Origin of the sequence: Agromyces bracchium, assembly GCF_009709675.1 — a bacterium.
GTDB lineage: Bacteria > Actinomycetota > Actinomycetes > Actinomycetales > Microbacteriaceae > Agromyces > Agromyces bracchium.
The window spans coordinates 57,777-76,791 of record NZ_WMLB01000018.1 but is presented as its reverse complement, the minus strand read 5'-3'; the positions used below and the strand labels follow the sequence as shown (position 1 = coordinate 76,791).

The following is a 19,015-nucleotide window of genomic DNA, read 5'->3' as shown; positions in this document are numbered from 1 at the left end:
CCTCGCCCTCACCGTCAGTCGACCGTCACGCGGTCGATCGACGCCGTCCCCTTGCCCGCGAACGTGAGGGAGTAGCCCTGCACGTCCGTCAGCGTGAGGCCGTCGTCGGGCGCGCCGTCGGGCTGCTCGTCGGCCCGCTCGAACGCGTCGAACGGAATGGTGACCTGCTGCCATCCGGTGCCGCGCACGACGGTGCTCGCGGTGAACCGCTCGGCCGTGTCCGGCGCCTGGTAGACGCGGACGTAGTCGACCGTGAGCGACTGCGGGAACTCGAGGTCGTCGCCGAGGGCGCCGCCGAAGTTGCCGCCGACCGCGATGTTCGTGATCAGCGAGAACGGGTGGTCGAACACCCACTCGTTCGGTGCGACGTCCGCCGGCACGGCCTCGTGGTACTCGATGCCGTCGACCGACCAGACGATCTCCTCCGGGGTCCACTCGACGGCGAACTCGTGCCAACCCTCAGGCACCGGCTGACCGAAGTCGTAGATGCCGCCGTAGGACTGCCCGCCCGAGTAGCCGGGGCCGTGGATGGTGCCGAAGATCTCGTTCGGCAGGCGACCGACGTACTCCATGATGTCGATCTCACCGGTCTGCGGCCAGCCGACCTCGCGGAAGTCGGTGCCGAGCGACCAGACGGCCGGCCAGATGCCCGAGCCCTCGGGCAGCTGCACGCGCGACTCGATGCGGCCGTACTCGAACTCCTGCTTCTGCTTCTGCTCGGTGATCAGACGCGCCGACGTGTACTCGCACGGGCCGTACCAGCACTCGAGGCCTTCTGCCTCGCCGTCGACCTCTCGGGCCGTGATGACGAGGTTGCCGTCGCCGTCGAGCCCCGCGTTGTCGGTGCTGTCGGTGTAGTACTGCAGCTCGTCGTTGCCCCAGCCCCAGCCGCCGGTCTCGTACGTCCAGTTCTCGGGGTTCGCCGGCGCGCCGGCGGGGCCGTCGAACTCGTCGCTCCACGCGAGCTCCCACGTGCCCGGGCCGTCGTCGGGCGCCGGGTCGTCCTGGATCTCGACGGTGACGGGCGTGGCCTTCGCGGAACCGTTCACCCAGAAGCTGAGTCCCTCGGCGTCGGACCAGTCCTCGCCGCCCGCGAATCCGCGGCCGAGCGTCGACTCGCCCTTGTAGGCGAAGTCGGCGACGTTCTCGTAGGCGTCCTGACCCTCGTAGCCGTCGCCGGAGTCGGCGGCGATCTCACGCGTGGTGAGCGTCGACTTCCCGGTCGTGTCGTACAGCCACGGCGTCGCCTCGAAGTCCTCGACGAGGGTCGGGTCGGCCAGGTCGTCGTCCTGGATGCTCACCGTCGCGGTGCGCACGAAGCCGAACTCGGCCCCCTGCGGGTCGGACAGCCGTACGACGAAGGTCTCGTCGACCTCGTTCTTGCCGTCCTGCAAGGTCGGCAGTTCGATCGTCGCCTCGCGCTCGCCGGCCGGGATCGTGACGGTGCCGCTGACCGGAGTGAAGTCGCGGTCGGCGGTGGCCGAGAGGTCCTCGGTCGCGGTTCGCGCCTCGATCGAGAGCGACTCGTAGGCGACCGTGACATCCGTCTCGGCCACGCGGTTGAGTCGGATGACGCCCGCGAGCGTGTCGCCCTCGGTCACCTCGTACCCGGCCCGGTCGAACCCGACCGAGAGGGCCGGCGGCTCGACCTCGCCGTAGAGAAGCACGTCGTCGTAGAGGAAGGTCTGCGGCGTCGTCGTGCGGAGCGAGCCGAACGCGTAGCCGTGCATCTCGGTGAGGGTGAGGCCGTCGTTCGGCGCGTTGTTGCCGATGTTCTTGCGCGAGAAGTCCGCGAAGTCGAACGTGAGGAACTTCCAGCCGCGCCAGTCGTCCTCGTACGACACGACGAAGCGCTCGGCGTCGTCGGTCGTCGAGCCCGGGTTGCGGTTGTCGAGCAGGTCGAGGAACAGGTCGGTCCCCGAGCCGTTTCCGTACTGCCAGAAGCCGATGCCCTCGTAGGTCGACCAGTCCTGCGTGGTCCACGCGTCGGCGGCCTCGTTGGTGAAGTTGCGCACGACGACTCCGAAGCTCGTCACGTCGAAGTCGGCGCGCAGCACGTCGTTGCCGTCGGGGGCGCCGGGAACCGGCGCCGGCGGGGCGTCGGTGCGCTCGAACGCCACGGTGCTGCTCGGGTCCTGCGCCTCGAACCAGCCGACGGGGATGCCGCCGGCGTCGCCACGCACGAGCGGCGACTCGTGGTCGTCGACGATGGCGGCGCGGCCGCTCGGCGGCCCGACGACCTCGCCGTCGTCGTCGAGGATCGTCACCTCGAGCGCCGTGACCGAGCCGAGCTGCGCGCCTGACGGCGCAGCGAGTCCGAGCGTGAAGGTCTCGTCGGACTCCTCGACGTCGTCGCCGGTCGTCGCGACCTGGATGGTGCGGGTCGTCTCGCCCGGCGCGAACTCGACGGTCGCGGCGGGGTCGGCGTAGTCGCCGTCGGCGAGCGTCGCCGTGCCGTCGACGGCGCCGAGCTCGACCGTCACGGGCGCGTCGGATGCGAGGTCGAGCCGCACCTCGACGTCGAGCGCGTCGCCCTCGATCGCCGATGCGGCCGCGGCCGAGAAGGAGACCGACGGGGTCAGGTCGGCGTCGGAGTAGACGGCGATGTCGTCCACTCGGATCGTGTCGGCGCCGTTCACGGCGGGAATCGCGTAGCCCCAGAGCGTCGTGAGCCCGAGTCCGTCGTCGGGCGCACCGCCGGGCTGGAAGTCGGTCGCTCGCGTGAAGGCCGACCAGGGCAGGCGCACCTCCTTCCATCCGCCGGTGTCGTCGACGAGGTCGACGTCGAAGCGCTCCGAGGCGTCGGCGTTCGGCCCGCCGTCGAAGAGCTCGACCTGGTAGGACGCGCCGTTGCCCGAACCGTCGACCATGAGGGTCACGCCGTCGAAGGCGCTGACGTCGCGGGCGCCGGCGAACGTCTGGCCGACGCCGCCGAAGGAGCCCGGCGCGGTGACGTCCCACCCGTAGGAGACGACCTTCGTCGGGTCGGTCTGGCCGGGCTTGGCGTCGGGCGAGTCCGCGGCGACGTCGACGATGCCGAATCCCGCCGCGCCGTACGAGAAGAACCCGTCCGGTGCGCCGCCCTCGAAGTCGGCGAGGACGGAGATGCTGCCGGCCGCTGAGGCCGGGGCGGCTGCGGCGAGCGGCGCGGCGACCACGGCCGCAGCGGCCAGGGTCGCGGCCGTTCGCCGTGAGAGCGCTCTCTTTTTCGAGTCCATTCGTGCTCCATTGCAGTAGGTGAAGGGATCGACCGAGGTGGTCCCCGACAGGGTAGGCAGGCCCTGACGATTCCCGCAAGCCCCTTGTGGATACTGGGATCGATGGCGGATCGTCCGGTTCCGTCCGATCGGCGTACAGGAAACCGCTCACCGGGCCTTCGATGAAGAGAGCGCTCTCACAACATATTCACCGCCGGGCGACGAGGAGAATGGCGTCATGCCGATCCTCAACAAGGACATGCAGGTCTGCATCTCGCTCTCCGGTCGCCCGTCGAACCTCGGCACGAGGTTCCACAACTTCCTCTACGACGAACTCGGGCTGAACTTCCTCTACAAGGCGTTCACGACCGACGACCTCGAGGGCGCCATCCGCGGCATGCGCGCGCTCGGGTTCCGCGGCTGCTCGGTGTCGATGCCGTTCAAGGAGGCCGTGATCCCGCTCGTCGACGTGCTGGAGGACTCGGCCGCGGCCATCGAGTCCGTGAACACGATCGTGAACGACGGCGGCCGGCTCACGGCATCCAACACCGACTACGAGGCGGTCGCGCAGCTGATCGCCGAGCACGGGCTCGACCCCGCCGCGCGGGTCGCCGTGCGGGGGTCGGGCGGCATGGCGAAGGCCGTGGTCGCCGCGTTCCGCGGCGCCGGCTTCGACGACCTCACGGTGCTCGCGCGCAACGCGGAGGCCGGGCCGGCGCTCGCGGCGAAGTACGGCTACACGTGGGCTTCGTCCGACCCCGCACCCGACTTCGACGTCATCGTGAACGTCACGCCGCTCGGCATGCAGGGGGCGGATGCCGCTGCGCTGGCGTTCGACGAACGGTTCATCGAGCGCGCCTCGACGGTCTTCGACGTGGTGGCGTTCCCCGCCGAGACGCCGCTCATCGCGGCCGCGCGCGCCACCGGCACTCCCGTCATCACGGGCGCCGAGGTCGTCGCGCTCCAGGCCGCGCGCCAGTTCGAGCGCTACACGGGCGTCGCGCTCACGCGCGAGCAGGTCGAGCGGGCCGCCGCGTTCTCCCGCGCCGAGTAGCGCCGCGCCGCGGCATCCGCCCACCGAATGCTCTTCTCAGGAACCCGCTCCGGATCTGCACCCTTCTCAGGAAGACACGCCGCCGAATCCGGCGACACGCCGAAAGACTCCTGAGAACGGCAGCCGACGACCGTCGCGAGGCGGGGGTGGAGCCGCGGGTAGACTCGGGGCGACCGGCATCCGCCCGCGGCATCCGTCTCGCCGCCGTTTCCAGGAGCTCGCCACACCGTGACTGACGCACCCGCCACGACCGCTGCCCCCGACCAGGCCGCAGCCCCCACGACGCCGGTGCTCGACACCGTCGAGGTCGCGACCGCGACCCCCGAGAAGGAGCAGCCGTACGCGGCGCTCGGCGTGAAGCCCGACGAGTACGAGCGCATCCGCAACATCCTCGGTCGCCGCCCGACGAGCGCCGAGCTCGCCATGTACTCCGTCATGTGGAGCGAGCACGCCTCGTACAAGTCGAGCAAGGTGCACCTGCGCCAGTTCGGCAAGAAGGTCACGCCCGAGATGAAGCAGCACCTCATGGTGGGCATCGGCGAGAACGCGGGCGTGCTCGACATCGGCGAGGGCTGGGCGGTCACGTTCAAGATCGAGTCGCACAACCACCCGAGCTTCATCGAGCCGTTCCAGGGCGCCGCGACCGGCGTCGGCGGCATCGTGCGCGACATCATCTCGATGGGCGCGCGCCCGGTCGCCGTCATGGACGCGCTGCGCTTCGGGGAGATCGACGACCCCGACACGGCGCGCGTCGTGCACGGCGTGGTCGCCGGCATCAGCTTCTACGGCAACTGCCTCGGCCTGCCGAACATCGGCGGCGAGACCTGGTTCGACCCGGTGTACCAGAAGAACCCGCTCGTGAACGCGCTCGCCGTGGGCGTGCTGCGGCACGAAGACCTGCACCTCGCGAACGCCAAGGGCGTCGGCAACAAGGTCGTGCTCTTCGGCGCCCGCACGGGCGGCGACGGCATCGGCGGCACGTCGATCCTCGCGTCGGACACGTTCGCCGAGGGCGGCCCGACCAAGCGCCCGGCGGTGCAGGTCGGCGACCCGTTCGCCGAGAAGGTGCTCATCGAGTGCTGCCTCGAGCTCTTCGCGGGCGACCTCGTCGAGGGCATCCAGGACCTCGGGGCGGCCGGCATCTCGTGCGCGACCTCCGAGCTCGCGGCGAACGGCGACGGCGGCATGTCGATCGTGCTCGACGACGTGCTGCTGCGCGACCCGTCGCTCACGCCGGAAGAGATCCTGATGTCGGAGAGCCAGGAGCGCATGATGGCCATCGTGCGCCCCGAGAAGCTCGCCGGGTTCATGGAGGTCGTGGGCAAGTGGGACGTCGAGACGAGCGTGCTCGGCGAGGTCACCGACACCGGCCGCCTCTCGATCACGTGGCGCGGGCAGGAGATCGTGAACGTCGACCCGCGCACGGTGGCGGTCGACGGCCCGGTGTACGAGCGCCCGATGACCTACCCGTCGTACCTCGACGCGCTGCAGGCCGACACGGCGGCCGCACTCGAGCGTCCGGCCGACGACGACGTCGACGGGCTCCGCGCGCAGTTCCTGCAGTTGGTCGGTTCGGCCAACCAGGCGGATGCCGCGTGGATCACCAACCAGTACGACCACTACGTGCTCGGCAACACCGCGCTCGCCGCGCCCGATGACGCGGGCATGATCCGCGTCGACGAGGAGTCGGGCCTCGGCGTCTCGATCGCGACCGACGCGAACGGCCGCTACTGCCAGCTCGACCCGCGCCGCGGCGCGCAGCTCGCGCTCGCCGAGGCGTACCGCAACGTCGCCGTGACCGGCGCGACCCCCATGGGCATCTCCGACTGCCTGAACTTCGGCAGCCCCGAGAACCCCGAGGTCATGTGGCAGTTCGCCGAGGCGGTCACGGGCCTCGCCGACGGATGCCTCGAGCTGGGCATCCCCGTCACGGGCGGCAACGTCAGCTTCTACAACCAGACGGGCGACGTGCCGATCCACCCGACGCCGGTCGTCGCGGTGCTCGGCGTGATCGACGACGTCGCGCGCCGCATCCCGTCGGGGTGGCAGGACGAGGGGCACAACATCTACCTGCTCGGCGAGACCTACGCCGAGCTCGACGGTTCCGCGTGGGCCGGCGTCGTGCACGACCACCTCGGCGGCATCCCGCCGTTCGTCGACCTCGGCCGCGAGAAGCAGCTCGCCGAGCTGCTGCGGGCGGCGGCGCTCGAGGGTCTCATCGACTCCGCGCACGACCTCTCCGACGGCGGCCTCGCGATCGCGCTGGCCGAGGGCGTCGGCCGCTTCGGCGTGGGCGCCCGCGTGTTCCTCGGCGAGGTCACGGAGGACGCCGGGATCGACCTCGCGACCGCGCTCTTCTCGGAGTCGACGGGCCGCGTCATCGTCACCGTGCCGCGCGAGGACGACGTGAAGTTCCGCGGCCTCTGCGAAGGTCGCGGCTACCCGGTGCGCCGTATCGGCGTGACGGATGCCGCGTCCGGCTCGCTCGAGGTCCAGGGCGCGTTCACGGTGTCGATCGACGAGCTCCGCGGCGTCAACCGCGCCCCGCTTGCCGACGCGTTCGGCCCGGTCGTCGGGTACTGAGCGGGCGGATCGGCGGCCGATGTCCGACGAGCCGCGGCAGTCGTACCCGGCGGCGTACGCCGCCGAGCACGGCACGTTCGCGCTGATCCCCGCGGCGTACGTGTTCCTCGTCGAGGGCGACCGGGTGCTCCTGCAGATGCGAGCGGGCACCGGGTACTACGACGGATGGTGGGCGGCCTCGGCCGCCGGACATGTCGACCCCGGCGAGACGATCATGGCCGGCGCGGTGCGCGAGACCCTGGAGGAGATCGGGGTCGAGGTCGCCGAGGCCGACCTCGAGCCGATCACGGCGATGCACCGCACGGCGCCGACCGGGCTGCCGATCGACCAGCGGCTCGACGTGTTCTTCGTGGCGCGCGCCTGGCGCGGCATCCCGTCGCTGCAGGAGCCCGACAGGGCGAGCGCGCTCGAGTGGTTCGCGCTCGACGACCTGCCGGAGCGGCTCGTGCACCACGAACGCTTCGCGCTCGAGGGCTGGCGCGACGGCGGCCTGCCCGCGGTGACGGCGTTCGGCTTCTGATGGAGGTCGTCGTCGGAGTGCTCGCCGCGCTGTTCGTCGCGGTGCTCGCGGTGGGCATGACGGTACGAGCGATCCGCGCGCCGCGCGGGCGGCGCGCCCGCGCGGCGTTCGGTCCGATCATGAGCGCCGGCGAGACCTACCAGGAGCTCCACACCGGCCAGCGCGGGCTCCAGGACTCGGTCATCGAGTCGATCGCCGAGCAGGAGCAGCGCCCGAGCCGCACGGACGCCGACGGCGAGGAGCTGCGAGGCTGACCACCCGCCTCACGCGCCCTGCGGCGGGTGCGCGAGCAGCTCGACGCGCTCGGAGAGGTAGGCGCCGAGCGGGAGCACCGCCGCCGGGGAGTTCGGATTCCAGCGCACGCCGACGGCGGCCGTCCCGTCGTCGAGCGACGTGAGCACGAGCGGCCCGGCACCCACGGCGAGCGCGTCGGCATCGAGGTCGAGCGGCTCGGCGTCGAACACCACGCTCGCCCCCTCGGCGATCCCGCCGCGGATCGCGGCCGCGCGGTAGGCGCGCTGCTCGGCGACCGACTCGGCGAGCACGCTCTGCCGCACCGCGCGCTCGGCGCGCACCACGCGCCCGGTCGAGTAGAGCCGCCCGTCGGCGTCGAGCAGCAGCACGCCGAGGCGCCAGATCGGCCCGATCACTCGCATGCGCGGCGCGCGAGGGATGCCGAGGACCCGACGCGCAGGTACGAACTCGGCGAGCGTCTCGGTGCGGGCGGATGCCTCGACGAGCACCCGGACGGAACGGTCGACCGCCTCACGCGCCCGCGCGGCCGCGGCCGCGGCATCCGTCGACCCCATGGCCCGAGCCTATCCACGTGCCTTTGGTCCCGTCTGCGCCCGTTCGGCGACCGCTAGCGTTCGCGCAACACGGGGCGAATCCCGCACCCGCGAACGAAGGGAACGGCCGTGAACAGCCTGTGGGACTTCATCGTCTGGATCTTCTGGTTCTACGTGATCGTCGCGTGCATCTGGATCTTCATCACCGTGTTCATCGACATCTTCCGCGACCACACGTTGAACGGGTGGGCGAAGGCGCTGTGGGTGATCTTCCTCGTCTTCGTGCCGTTCCTGGCGGCCTTCATCTACCTCATCGCGCGCGGCGACGGCATGACCAAGCGCAACATGGCTCGGGCGCAGGAGATGAGCGCCCAGCAGGACGCGTACGTGCGCTCGGTCGCGGGCACGCAGCAGTCGGCCTCCGCGGAGATCGAATCCGCGAAGAAGCTGCTCGACAGTGGCGCGATCACGGCCGCGGAGTACGAGGCGCTGAAGGCGAAGGCGCTGCAGTAGGCCCGGACGGCCGGCCCGCTCCGACCGACCCGGGCCGGCCGTCCGATCACCGGCGCGCCCGATCACCGGCGCGCCCGGCCGCCGGCGCGCCCGATCAGCGCGTGCGCTCGATCAGCGCGAGGAGGGCCATGCCGTACGCCTCCGCGGCGTCGGGATGCTCGAACGCGAGCTGGTCGCCCGCGACCTCGATCGCCACCTCGAACGCGTCGGGCAGGCGGCGGAGGCTCCGGAACGTGGCGCGGAGCAGCTCGCGCAGCTGGTCCTCGCGGGGCAGCCAGACCGCATCGGCGAGCGCGACGGAGTCGAGCGCCCACTCGGTGGTGCCGTTGAAGGCGAGGATCGTGCCCGTGGGGTAGCGGCGCGTCTCGATCGTCATCTCGCTCACCGTGAAGGTGTCGGCCTCGACCTCGGCCTCGACGTCGCTCGGCAGGTCGAGCTGGAAGCGGTCGCCCGAGTCCGGATGCCACACCAGCCCGGCGTCGCGCAGCTGCAGGGCGAGGTCGCGGCTGATCATGCGGACACGTTACGCGGTCGGGTCGCGCGGGCCTACTCGCGACGCTTGCGGATCCGCGCGGGCCCGAGTCCCGCACCGAGCCCGACGATGATGATCCCGGCGAAGAGGAAGCCGTAGCGCGCGCTGAACACCCCGAAGACGCCGAGCACGACCCCGATGACGACGACCACGCGAGCGATCCGCATGCGGACGCCCGGCTGCGACCACCAGCGCGAGACCATCCCCCGGATCACGAGCGGCCCCCGACGTCGAACGTGCGGCCGACCGCGTCCTCGGCGAACGCCCACACCCGTGCCCCGATGCGCGCGTCGCGGCTCGTGCGCGTGGGTGTCGCCAGGCGCGGCGCGCCCTTGACCATCCACTGCGGCCCCCAGAACTGGCCGCCCTCGACGTCGTCGGCGGTGACCGCGTGCACGATCGCCTCCGCGCCCCGGTGCTTGCCCTGCGCCCACGCGGCCTGCAGGGCGTCGGCGAACCGGTCGGCGGTGGGCGGCTGGTTGACGCCGGGCACGCGCGGCGTGCGCCCCGAGATCGCGTAGCCCGGGTGGGCGACGACGCTGTGCACGCGGGGCGTGACGGATGCCGCGCCCACGGCCTCCGCGGCATCCGTCGCCGCACGGCGCAACCGCCGATCGAGCTCGAACCCGAGCGAGGTGGCGGCGATCTTCGACTGCGCGTACGCGCGCCACGAGTCGTACGACCGGGTGAGCTGCAGGTCGTCGACGCGGAACGAGGAGAGCCTCGTCGACAGGGAGCCCACCGAGACGACTCGAGCACCGCGCGCGAGGTGCGGTACGACGTCGGCGAGCAGGGCGAAGTGGCCGAGCACGTTGGTGGCGAGCACGAGTTCGTTGCCGTCGACCGACTCGCGCCGTTCGCTCGGGGTGTGCACCATGCCGGCGTTCAGCACGACCGCGTCGAGCGGCGCTCGGTCGAGCAGCCAGTCGGCGCCGGCGCGCACCGACTCGAGCGAGGCGGTGTCGATCACGAGCGTGTCAACGGAGGCCCGCGGCATCCGGGTGCGGATCGCGGCGACGGCCGCGGCGAGCCGCTCGGGGCTGCGGCCCGACAGCGTGACGTGCGCGCCCGCGCGCGCGAGCCGCGCGGACGTGAAGAACCCGAGCCCGGCGTTCGCGCCCGTGACGAGCACCTGGCGCCCCGCCTGCGGCGGCAGCCGGGTCGGGTACCAGTTCACGCGCGGTCCGGCCCGGAGCCGTCGGCGATCTCCTCGTGGTGGCGGATCACCTCGGCCACCACGAAGTTGAACCACTTCTCGGCGAACGCCGGGTCGAGGTGCGCGTCCTCCGCGAGCGAGCGGAGCCGCTCGATCTGCCGCTTCTCGCGGTCGGGGTCGCTCGGCGGCAGGCCGTGCTCCGCCTTCAGGCGACCGACCTGCTGCGTGAACTTGAACCGCTCCGCGAGCAGGTGGATGAGCGCGGCGTCGATGTTGTCGATGCTCGACCGGATGCCGAGCAGGGTCGTGATCGCGGCGTCGCGTTCGTCGGGAGTCTCGGCGGTCATGCTTCGACCCTAGGCGGTCGGGGCCGCCGATCGGAACGCGCGCAGGCGCAGGCTGTTGCCGACGACGAACACGCTCGAGAACGCCATGGCCACGCCGGCGAGCATGGGGTTCAGCAGCCCGAGTGCCGCGAGCGGGATCGCGGCCACGTTGTACGCGAACGCCCAGAACAGGTTGCCGCGGATGATGCCGAGCGTGCGGCGCGACAGCCGGATGGCGTCGACCGCGGCGAGCAGGTCGCCCCGGACGAGCGTGAGGTCGGCGGCCTCGATCGCGACGTCGCTTCCGGTGCCCATCGCGATGCCGAGGTCGGCCTGCGCGAGCGCGGCCGCGTCGTTCACTCCGTCGCCGACCATCGCGACCGAGCGGCCCTCGCCCTGCAGGCGGGCGACGACGTCGGCCTTGTCGGCGGGCAGCACCTCGGCGATGACGCGCTCGATGCCGACCTCCGCGGCGACCCGCCGGGCCACGGTCTCGTTGTCGCCCGTGAGCAGGATCGGCTCGAGACCGAGGCTCCGCAGCCGCGCGATCGCGTCGGCGCTCGTCGGCTTCACGGCGTCGGCGACGGTGAGCGCACCGCGCACGCGGCCGCCCCAGGCGACGACGACGGCCGTGCGACCCTCGGCCTCGGCGGCGGTGACGGATGCCGCGACCCGCGCGTCGGGCTCGATCGCCCATCCGGCCAGCAGCGCGGGCCGGCCGACGACCACCAGGTGCCCGTCGACGACGCCGTGCACGCCGAGCCCCGGATCGTTCTCGAACGACTCGGGCGTCGGCAGGACGCCGACGCGCGCGGCCGCGCCTTCCGCGATCGCCTTCGCGACCGGGTGCTCGGAGGCGTGCTCGAGCGCGCCCGCGAGGCGCAGCAGGTCGGCCTCGTCGACGCCGTCGGCGGCGTGCACGCTCGCGAGCGACATCCGCCCGCTCGTCACGGTGCCGGTCTTGTCGAGCACGATGGTGTCGACGCGGCGCGTGGACTCGAGGACCTCCGGCCCCTTGATGAGCACGCCGAGCTGGGCGCCGCGACCGGTGCCGACGAGGAGCGCCGTCGGGGTCGCGAGGCCGAGCGCGCACGGGCACGCGATGATGAGCACGGCGACCGCTGCCGTGAACGCGGCGGTCGCGGGGAAGCCGGCGCCGAGCCACACGCCGAGCGTCGCGATCGCGATGACGATCACGACCGGCACGAACACGCCGGCGACGCGGTCGGCGAGCCGCTGCACCTGGGCCTTGCCCGCCTGCGCGTCCTCGACGAGGCGCGCCATCTGCGCGAGCTGCGTGTCGGCACCGACGCGCGTCGCGCGCACCACGAGGCGTCCGCCCGCGTTCACGGTCGCGCCGATGACGGCGTCGCCGACCTCGACCTCGACCGGCACCGACTCGCCCGTCACCAACGATGCGTCGACCGCGCTGCGACCGTCGACGACGACGCCGTCGGTCGCGATCTTCTCGCCGGGGCGGACGACGAACGCGTCGCCGACCGCGAGCCGCTCGACCGGGATGCGGGTCTCGACGCCGTCGCGGAGCACCGCGACCTCCTTCGCGCCGAGCTCGAGCAGGGCGCGGAGCGCCGCGCCCGCCGCCCGCTTGGACCGCTTCTCGAGGTAGCGGCCGAGCAGCACGAACATGGTCACGCCCGCGGCGACCTCGAGGTAGAGGTTCGATGCGCCGTCGCTCGGGGCGACGGTGAGCTCGAAGCCGTGCACCATGCCGGGCGCGCCCGCCGTGCCGAGGAAGAGCGCGTACAGCGACCAGAGGAAGGCCGCCGTGACGCCCAGCGAGACGAGGGTGTCCATGGTCGCGGCGCCGTGCCGCAGGTTCACGAGCGCCGCGCGATGGAACGGCCAGGCGGCCCACGTCACGACCGGAGCGGCGAGTGCGAGCGACGCCCACTGCCAGTACGTGAACTGCAGCGCGGGGATCATCGCCAGGAGGATCACGGGCACCGAGAGCACGACGGAGGCGACGAGGCGCGTGCGGAGCGAGCGGAGCTCGGCGTCGGCCCGGGTGTCGGCGGACTCGGCCGCGGCGCCATCCGGACCGCCGGCACCGCCGGCGTCGGCGGCCCGAGCCGGAGGCGGCGGGAGCTCCGCGCGGTACCCCGCCGCCTCGACCGTCGCGATGAGCTCGGCCGCGTCGACTCCATCCGGCGCCGAGACCCGGGCCTTCTCGGTCGCGTAGTTCACGGTCGCCGTGACGCCGTCGAGCCGGTTGAGCTTCTTCTCGATGCGCATCGCGCACGAGGCGCAGGTCATGCCGCCGATCTCGAGCTCCACGACCCGCTGGTCGGCGGATCCGGTCGCGAGCTCCGTCACCGGTGACCTCCGCCGTGCGGGCCGGCGCCGTGCGCGCCGGCGCGCGCGGCATCCGCCGCCCCTTCGTCCGCCGTCGGCGCGGTCGCGGTGACGACGAACGGGATCGAGCGGACGACGCCGCCCTCCTTGAGGTCGAGGTAGAGCAGGTAGCGGCCGGCCGTCGGCGCGATCGCCATGAAGGCGATCTCGGGCCCGGGCTCGGTGACGCCGTCGCCGGGCTCGCCCATGGGGTGCACATGCAGGTAGGCGAGGTCGCCCTGCCGCAGTGCGATGAGGTGCCCGTAGGCGCCGAGGTACGGCTCGAGCGCGGTCACGGGCTCGCCGTCGCGGGTGACGGTGAAGACGAGCTCGCTCGGCGTGCCGGCGACGAGCGCACCGGAGAGGTCGACGTCGAGGCCCTCGACGGTCGAGGTCGTGAGGTCGGCGACGCGCGGCTCGGGGCGGAACTCGCCCGCCACCTCGATGGTGCTCGTCAGCGTGATCGTCTCGCCGAGCGCCGACGGCGTGACGTCGGCGAACACGCGGTGCGCGCCCGCGGCGTCGAACGTGTACGGGATGCGCCACGTGCCGTCGTCGCCCAACTCGGGGTGGACGTGCCGGAAGTGCGCGCCATCGGTGCGCACCACGATGAGGTGGAGCGGCCGGTCGTGCGAGATCTCGACCTCGGTGACCGCGGCCCCCGAGGCATCCGTCAGGGTGAACGAGATCTCGCCCGCCTCGCCCGCCCGGGCGGGCGCGGCGAGGCCGGAGAGGGTGATGCCCCGGTGCGAGACCGCGAGACCGCGCAGGTCGTCGGCGGATGCCGCGGCAGCGGCGTGGTCGCCGTGCCCGGAGTGCTGGTGGTCCATCGGATCCTCCTCGTACGAGCGCCTAGACGCGCACGGCGGAATATCCGGCCTCCTCGACGGCGGCGATCACGCCGGAGTCGTCGAGGTCGGCGGGGGCCGAGAGGGTCAGGGTGCCGGCGGCGGCCGAGACGCGGATGCCGGTCACGCCCGACACCTGCTCGACCTCTTCGCGCACCGACAGCTCGCAGTGCCCGCACGTCATCCCGGTCACCTGGTACTCGCGCTCGGTCATGGAGTTCTCCTCATCTGGATCGGATCGTGTTCGAGGGTACCCCGATGGGGTACCTCTTCCAAGTCGAACGTGATACCCTATATGGGTATTCCGGTTCGACGGCGCGAATCACGAAGGGCGCGACATCCGCGTCGGATGCCGCGCCCTCGGGACGCCGCGGCCCCCTACCGCGGCGTCGCCCGCCGGATCACGAGCAGGCCCGCCACCGCCCAGAGCAGGGCCTTCGCCAGCACGAGCGTGAACACCCCGACGACTCCGATCGACGCCAGCCAGGCGCCGAGCGCCTCCCACGCCTCGGTGAAGGTGAGCACCGCGATGATCGCGAGGATCAGGGCCACGCCGCCGAAGAGCACGGTCATCATGCCCTTCATGCGCCAGCGCATGAACACGGTCGTGATGCCCGCCCCGATGAAGAGCACGAGGAGCTGGAGCGCGAAGGTGCTGTAGAACGCCGTTGCCCAGTCGGCCCCGACGTACCAGAGCGCGTCGAACATGCCGGCGCCGATCCCCCAGCCGTTCGTCGCCCGTTCGATGAGCAGCAGCGTCGCGATCGCCGCGGCGTTCAGCACCGAGACGATGGCGAACATCAGCCCGGTGCCCAGCCAGTAGTCGCGCCGGGTCGCGCCGAAGCCGAGTGCGAACGGGAACGTGTACGACACGGCCTGGACGCCGACGACGATGAGGTACCACTGCGGCGAGAGCACGGCCCAGCTGTACTCGAAGCCGGTCTCGGCCTGGTCGAGCGGGCCCGCCGCGCCCTGGATGATGAGCGCGATGATCATCGTGACCGCCCAGGCGCCGCCGAGGATCATCCACGGCACGCCGAAGAAGATGGCCGGGTTGACCGTGTGCAGGCGCACGATGCGCAGGATCTCGTTCGGCCGCACGCGGCTCGGCGCGTCGGTCGCCCGCGCGCGGGCGGAATCGGTGGCGCTGGCGGTGGCGGTCATGCCGCGACCTCCTTCTCGGTCGACTCGGCGAGTTCGGCGCCGGTCAGGTGGACGATGAGCTGCTGGAGCGAGACGGGCGCGAGCTCGAGGCCGAGTTCGGCCGCCCGGACGCGCTCGTCGTGGTCGAGGCGGCCGTCGACCGTGACGGATGCGAGCCCGCCGATGCCCTCGCGCCCGATCACCGGTCGGCCGGCGACGAACTGCTCGACGGCGGCGCGGGCACCGGCGACCGTCGTCGCGCTGCCCCGCACCTCCTCGGCGTCGCGGTCGAGCAGGATCCGCCCCTGGTCGATGAGGATCACGTGCTCGAGCAGGTTCGCGACCTCGTCGATCAGGTGCGTCGAGAGCACGACGGTGCGCGGGTGTGCCGCGTAGTCCTCGAGCAGCCGGTCGTAGAAGATGTGGCGCGCGACGGCGTCGAGGCCGAGGTACGGCTCGTCGAAGAACGTCAGCGGGGCGCGCGACGCGAGACCGACGATGACCCCGACGGCGGACAGCTGCCCGCGGCTGAGCTTCTTGATGCGGCGCTTCACCGGCAGCCGGAAGTCGGCGATGAGCCGCTCTGCGAACTCCGCATCCCAGTGCTCGAAGAACCACGGCGCGGCACGGAAGACGTGCGCCGGCGTGAAGTCCTCGGGGTAGCGCTGGGCCTCCGCGATGAAGCACATGCGGCGGAGGACGTCGGCGTGCTCGGCCGGCTGACGGCCGAAGACCTCGAGCTCGCCGCCGTTCGCGAAGATCTGCCCGGTGAGCAGCTGCATCACGGTCGTCTTGCCGGCGCCGTTGCGACCCAGCAGGCCGTAGATGCGGCCCTCCTCGAGCGAGAGGTCGATGCCGTCGATCGCGGTGAACGATCCGTAGCGCTTGGTGAGCCCGCGCGCACGGACGACGGTGGTGGTCATGTCAGGATCCTTTCCTCGCGGACCATGCCCGCGAGCTCGTCGACGCCGATGCCGAGCTTGGCGGCCTCGACGATGAGCGGTCGGAGGTACTCGGCCGCGAACTCGGCGCGGCGACGTTCGATGAGCCGCTCGCGCGCGCCCGGCACGACGAACATGCCGACCCCGCGGCGCTTGGCCACGAGCCCCTGCTCGACGAGTCGGTTCACGCCCTTGAGCGCGGTCGCGGGGTTGATGCGGTGGAACGCGGCGAGTTCGTTGATCGACGGGATCGCGGCATCCTCGGCGACGTGGCCGTCGACGATGTCGTTCTCGATCTGCTCCGCGACCTGCAGGAAGATCGGCCGGGATTCGTCCACGGCACCTCGCTTCGGTTCATTGGTTAGTTACTTCAGTAATTAACCAACCATGTTGCCGAGCGGATGTCAAGACTCCTCGGGCACGGCCGGCACCGCGGCATCCGCCGGCCGCTCGCGCTCCCACCACGCGGCGAGCGCGAGCACCCGCAGGTCCGCGAAGCGCGGGCCGGCGATCTGCAGCGCGATCGCGCGCCCGTCGGCCGTGACGCCGGCGTTGATGCTCGCGGCGGGCTGGCCCGACATGTTGTACGGGAGCGTGAACGCGATGTGCGCCATCCCGAGGTCCTCCTCGCCCCATGGCATCGGCCGCTCGGCGGGGAACGCCGCCATGGGCGCGACCGGCGAGAGCACCGCGTCGAACGGCGCGGTCGCGAGCACCGTGCGGTGCCGGAGCTCGCCGATGCCGTCGTAGGCGGCGAGCGCGTCGACGCCCGAGACGCCGCCGCCGGGTGAGACCCAGCGCGCGATGTACGGCAGCACGCGGTCGCGGGCCTCCGGAGACAGTTCGTCGTACGTGCGCCGGAACCGCACACGCCAGAACCGGTCGACCTGCCCGAGCAGGCCGTCGTCGAGGACCGGCGCGAACTCGACGACCTCCGCGCCGGCCTCGGCGAACCGCTCCGCGGCCGCGCGCACCGCGGCGGCGATCTCGGGGTCGACGGGCAACCCCGCCCCCGCGTCGGTGTGCACGGCGATCCGGAGGCCTCGCACGTCGAGCCCCGGATCCGACCAGTCGAGCTCCTCGTACGGCAGCGACGTGTGATCGCGCACGTCGGGCCGCGAGACGACCGCCATCGCCGCGGCCAGGTCTGCGACACGGCGCCCGATCGGGCCGCCGGCTCGGCCGAGGTAGGGCGGGTCGATCGGCACGCGCCCCGCGCTCGGCTTCAGCCCGACGAGGCCGAGCCACGCCGCCGGGAACCGGATCGAGCCGCCGATGTCGGTGCCCAGGTGGATCGGTCCGAGGCCTGCGGCGGCGGCCGCGCCGGCTCCGGCGCTCGATCCGCCGACCGTGAGCGCCGGGTCGAGCGGGCTCCGCGTGATGCCGTGCAGGCTCGAGACGCCCGACGAGAGCATGCCCCAGTCGGGCATCGTCGTCGAGCCCAGGATGATCGCGCCCGCCTCACGCAGGCGGGCGACGATCGGCGAGTCGGCGTCGGGCACGACCGGGGCGGATGCCGCGGAGCCCGACCGCGCCGGGACGCCGGCGCGCAGCATGTTCTCCTTGACCGTGACCGGCACGCCGTCGAGCCGGCCGAGCGGCGCACCGCGCCGGAACCGTTCGGCGCTCGCCGCGGCATCCGCTCGCACCTGGCCCGGATCGTGATCGGAGAACGCGTTCACGACCGGCTCGAGCCGCGCGATACGGGTGAGCGCGTCGTCGGCGACCGCCTCGGGCGTGGCCGCGCCCGCGCGGTACGCCGCCGCGAGTTCGGCCGCGGAGGAGGTCGCGTCGGCGGTGGGGCCGGGGGCGGGCTGCGAGGCGCTCGTCACCTGCTCACCCCATCACATCGAGCGGCGGCTGCACAGGGCCCCGTCGGTCATCGGGCGGGGAGCAGCGGCCCGCGACCGTGCGCGGGCGCCCGCCTCACGCGGCCGTCGCCGAGCGGCGCGCGAGCGGCATCCGCACCCGACCCTGCGCCAGCAGGATGCCGAGCATGACGACGAGCGCACCGACGGGCTCGTTCCACGACAGCGGCTCGCTGAGCACCAGCACGCCGAGCACCACGCCGACGACGGGCGTGACGTAGGTGACGGTCGACGCGTTCGTCGGGCCCCAGTCGCGGATGACGCCGATGTTCCAGACGTAGGCGAGCCCCGTGCCGAGGACGCCGAGGATCGCGAGGCACACGACGATCGCGGCGTCGAGCCGCACCGGACCGACGGCGAGCAGCGGCGTGAGGAGCAGCATCACCGCTGCGCCCATGCCCACCTGCAGGAACGCGAACGTCGTCTGCGCGATCGGCCGGCCGCTCAGGAACTTGCGCGTGTAGCCGAACATGACGCCATAGCAGGCCGTCGCGCCGAGGCACGCGAGCTGGCCCGCGAGGCTGCCGGCGAGCTCCGAGCGCCAGGGCGCGATGATCACGACGACGCCCCCGATGCCGACGAGGACGCCCAGCCAGCGCGATGCGTCGAGCTTCTCGACGCGGAACGCGAGGGTCGCGATGATCGCCGTCATGATCGGCGTCGTCGCGTTGAGGATCGACGCGAGGCTCGAGGTCACGCTCTGCTGCGCCCAGGAGAACAGCAGGAACGGGATGACGCAGCCGAGCACGCCGATGACGAGGAAGTGCAGCCACACGACCGGCTGCCGCGGCAGCACCGGCCCGCCCTCGACGCGCGGCCGGGCGACCAGCACCACGAGGCCGAGCGTGAGGCCGCCGAGCACGGTGCGCGTCCAGGCGACCTGGGTGAACGAGATGCCCGTGAGCGCCACCGCCATGAAGAGGAAGCTCGCGCCCCACACGAGGCCGGCCGCGAGGAACTGGGCCCAGGTGCGGATGCCGCCGCGGCGCGGTGCCGTGGCGGCGGCGCTCGTCGTGGCCGATGGGCGGTTCGCGGCGGGTGCGGTCGAGGTGGTGCGGGTGCTCACCGGATCACGGTACGTCGCCGGAGCGGCGCCTGCGAGGGCTCCGGAACGCGATGTCCGGAACCCGCCGAACGTTGGCAGGCCTCGCCCGGCCCTGGGGCTCAACGTGCGCATCCGACCCGTGCCGATCC

19 protein-coding genes are annotated in these 19,015 nt (G+C 72.4%); 5 read left to right on the top strand and 14 right to left on the bottom strand.

The annotated features are described in order from the left end of the window. Positions 1–14: 14 nt before the first annotated feature. Complete coding sequence (locus GJ743_RS07130; protein WP_155051210.1) at positions 15–3,218, bottom strand: carbohydrate binding domain-containing protein; 3,204 nt, start codon at positions 3,216–3,218, stop codon at positions 15–17. A 217-nt stretch (positions 3,219–3,435) separates the two neighbouring features. Between GJ743_RS07130 and GJ743_RS07125 the strand changes: the two genes are divergently transcribed. The 4 genes from GJ743_RS07125 to GJ743_RS07110 all read left to right on the top strand — a co-directional run bounded on the left by GJ743_RS07125 (position 3,436) and on the right by GJ743_RS07110 (position 7,608). Then, positions 3,436–4,251, top strand: coding sequence for a shikimate 5-dehydrogenase (locus tag GJ743_RS07125; protein ID WP_155051209.1), 816 nt, complete (start codon positions 3,436–3,438; stop codon positions 4,249–4,251). A 228-nt stretch (positions 4,252–4,479) separates the two neighbouring features. Next, positions 4,480–6,834 (top strand): phosphoribosylformylglycinamidine synthase subunit PurL, encoded by a 2,355-nt coding sequence (gene purL / locus GJ743_RS07120; RefSeq protein WP_328288895.1) that lies wholly within the window; start codon positions 4,480–4,482, stop codon positions 6,832–6,834. Between the two features lie 19 nt (positions 6,835–6,853). Beyond that, positions 6,854–7,354, top strand: a complete 501-nt coding sequence (locus GJ743_RS07115; protein WP_155051208.1) for an NUDIX hydrolase — start codon at positions 6,854–6,856, stop codon at positions 7,352–7,354. Next, a complete protein-coding gene (locus GJ743_RS07110) occupies positions 7,354–7,608 on the top strand; it encodes a hypothetical protein (protein ID WP_155051207.1) in 255 nt (84 codons plus the stop codon). The genes GJ743_RS07115 and GJ743_RS07110 overlap by 1 nt, the downstream gene beginning before the upstream one ends. 9 nt (positions 7,609–7,617) lie before the next feature. Here GJ743_RS07110 and GJ743_RS07105 read toward each other — a convergent pair whose 3' ends face one another. Further along, positions 7,618–8,163, bottom strand: coding sequence for a hypothetical protein (locus tag GJ743_RS07105; protein ID WP_155051206.1), 546 nt, complete (start codon positions 8,161–8,163; stop codon positions 7,618–7,620). Between the two features lie 108 nt (positions 8,164–8,271). On the opposite strand from GJ743_RS07105, the gene GJ743_RS07100 reads away from it, so the two are divergent. Continuing rightward, entirely contained in the window at positions 8,272–8,655 is a 384-nt protein-coding gene (locus tag GJ743_RS07100) for an SHOCT domain-containing protein (protein ID WP_328288894.1), read from the top strand. A 94-nt stretch (positions 8,656–8,749) separates the two neighbouring features. On the opposite strand, the gene GJ743_RS07095 is transcribed toward GJ743_RS07100, so the two are convergent. The 12 genes from GJ743_RS07095 to GJ743_RS07040 all read right to left on the bottom strand — a co-directional run bounded on the left by GJ743_RS07095 (position 8,750) and on the right by GJ743_RS07040 (position 18,887). Beyond that, a complete protein-coding gene (locus GJ743_RS07095; protein WP_155051205.1) occupies positions 8,750–9,169 on the bottom strand; it encodes a pilus assembly protein CpaE in 420 nt (139 codons plus the stop codon). Between the two features lie 32 nt (positions 9,170–9,201). Next, positions 9,202–9,402, bottom strand: a complete 201-nt coding sequence (locus GJ743_RS07090; RefSeq protein WP_155051204.1) for a hypothetical protein — start codon at positions 9,400–9,402, stop codon at positions 9,202–9,204. Continuing rightward, complete coding sequence (locus GJ743_RS07085) at positions 9,399–10,364, bottom strand: SDR family NAD(P)-dependent oxidoreductase (protein WP_328288893.1); 966 nt, start codon at positions 10,362–10,364, stop codon at positions 9,399–9,401. Before GJ743_RS07085 ends, GJ743_RS07090 begins: the two co-directional genes overlap by 4 nt. Continuing rightward, positions 10,361–10,690 carry a chorismate mutase gene (locus tag GJ743_RS07080; RefSeq protein WP_155051203.1) on the bottom strand — a complete coding sequence of 110 codons (330 nt, stop codon included), beginning with the start codon at positions 10,688–10,690 and terminating at the stop codon, positions 10,361–10,363. Before GJ743_RS07080 ends, GJ743_RS07085 begins: the two co-directional genes overlap by 4 nt. Before the next feature lie 9 nt (positions 10,691–10,699). Beyond that, positions 10,700–12,943, bottom strand: a complete 2,244-nt coding sequence (locus tag GJ743_RS07075; protein ID WP_155051242.1) for a heavy metal translocating P-type ATPase — start codon at positions 12,941–12,943, stop codon at positions 10,700–10,702. Between the two features lie 56 nt (positions 12,944–12,999). Continuing rightward, complete coding sequence (locus GJ743_RS07070) at positions 13,000–13,851, bottom strand: hypothetical protein (protein ID WP_196216945.1); 852 nt, start codon at positions 13,849–13,851, stop codon at positions 13,000–13,002. 22 nt (positions 13,852–13,873) lie between these two features. After that, positions 13,874–14,083, bottom strand: a complete 210-nt coding sequence (locus tag GJ743_RS07065; protein WP_155051202.1) for a heavy-metal-associated domain-containing protein — start codon at positions 14,081–14,083, stop codon at positions 13,874–13,876. A 164-nt stretch (positions 14,084–14,247) separates the two neighbouring features. Then, a complete protein-coding gene (locus tag GJ743_RS07060; RefSeq protein ID WP_155051201.1) occupies positions 14,248–15,033 on the bottom strand; it encodes a hypothetical protein in 786 nt (261 codons plus the stop codon). Further along, a complete protein-coding gene (locus tag GJ743_RS07055) occupies positions 15,030–15,935 on the bottom strand; it encodes an ABC transporter ATP-binding protein (RefSeq protein ID WP_155051200.1) in 906 nt (301 codons plus the stop codon). Before GJ743_RS07055 ends, GJ743_RS07060 begins: the two co-directional genes overlap by 4 nt. Then, positions 15,932–16,291, bottom strand: a complete 360-nt coding sequence (locus GJ743_RS07050; protein WP_166548712.1) for a GntR family transcriptional regulator — start codon at positions 16,289–16,291, stop codon at positions 15,932–15,934. Before GJ743_RS07050 ends, GJ743_RS07055 begins: the two co-directional genes overlap by 4 nt. 66 nt (positions 16,292–16,357) lie before the next feature. Continuing rightward, positions 16,358–17,785 (bottom strand): amidase, encoded by a 1,428-nt coding sequence (locus GJ743_RS07045; protein WP_328288891.1) that lies wholly within the window; start codon positions 17,783–17,785, stop codon positions 16,358–16,360. Positions 17,786–17,879: 94 nt separating this feature from the next. Further along, complete coding sequence (locus GJ743_RS07040) at positions 17,880–18,887, bottom strand: DMT family transporter (protein WP_328288890.1); 1,008 nt, start codon at positions 18,885–18,887, stop codon at positions 17,880–17,882. Between the last annotated feature and the right edge of the window lie 128 nt (positions 18,888–19,015).

Coding starts and splice junctions, on each gene's coding strand:
- GJ743_RS07130 (WP_155051210.1), bottom strand. CDS start 3,218: ATGGACTCGAAAAAGAGAGCGCTCTCACGGCGAACGGCCGCGACCCTG.
- GJ743_RS07125 (WP_155051209.1), top strand. CDS start 3,436: ATGCCGATCCTCAACAAGGACATGCAGGTCTGCATCTCGCTCTCCGGT.
- GJ743_RS07115 (WP_155051208.1), top strand. CDS start 6,854: ATGTCCGACGAGCCGCGGCAGTCGTACCCGGCGGCGTACGCCGCCGAG.
- GJ743_RS07110 (WP_155051207.1), top strand. CDS start 7,354: ATGGAGGTCGTCGTCGGAGTGCTCGCCGCGCTGTTCGTCGCGGTGCTC.
- GJ743_RS07105 (WP_155051206.1), bottom strand. CDS start 8,163: ATGGGGTCGACGGATGCCGCGGCCGCGGCCGCGCGGGCGCGTGAGGCG.
- GJ743_RS07095 (WP_155051205.1), bottom strand. CDS start 9,169: ATGATCAGCCGCGACCTCGCCCTGCAGCTGCGCGACGCCGGGCTGGTG.
- GJ743_RS07080 (WP_155051203.1), bottom strand. CDS start 10,690: ATGACCGCCGAGACTCCCGACGAACGCGACGCCGCGATCACGACCCTG.
- GJ743_RS07075 (WP_155051242.1), bottom strand. CDS start 12,943: ATGACCTGCGCCTCGTGCGCGATGCGCATCGAGAAGAAGCTCAACCGG.
- GJ743_RS07070 (WP_196216945.1), bottom strand. CDS start 13,851: ATGGACCACCAGCACTCCGGGCACGGCGACCACGCCGCTGCCGCGGCA.
- GJ743_RS07065 (WP_155051202.1), bottom strand. CDS start 14,083: ATGACCGAGCGCGAGTACCAGGTGACCGGGATGACGTGCGGGCACTGC.
- GJ743_RS07060 (WP_155051201.1), bottom strand. CDS start 15,033: ATGACCGCCACCGCCAGCGCCACCGATTCCGCCCGCGCGCGGGCGACC.
- GJ743_RS07055 (WP_155051200.1), bottom strand. CDS start 15,935: ATGACCACCACCGTCGTCCGTGCGCGCGGGCTCACCAAGCGCTACGGA.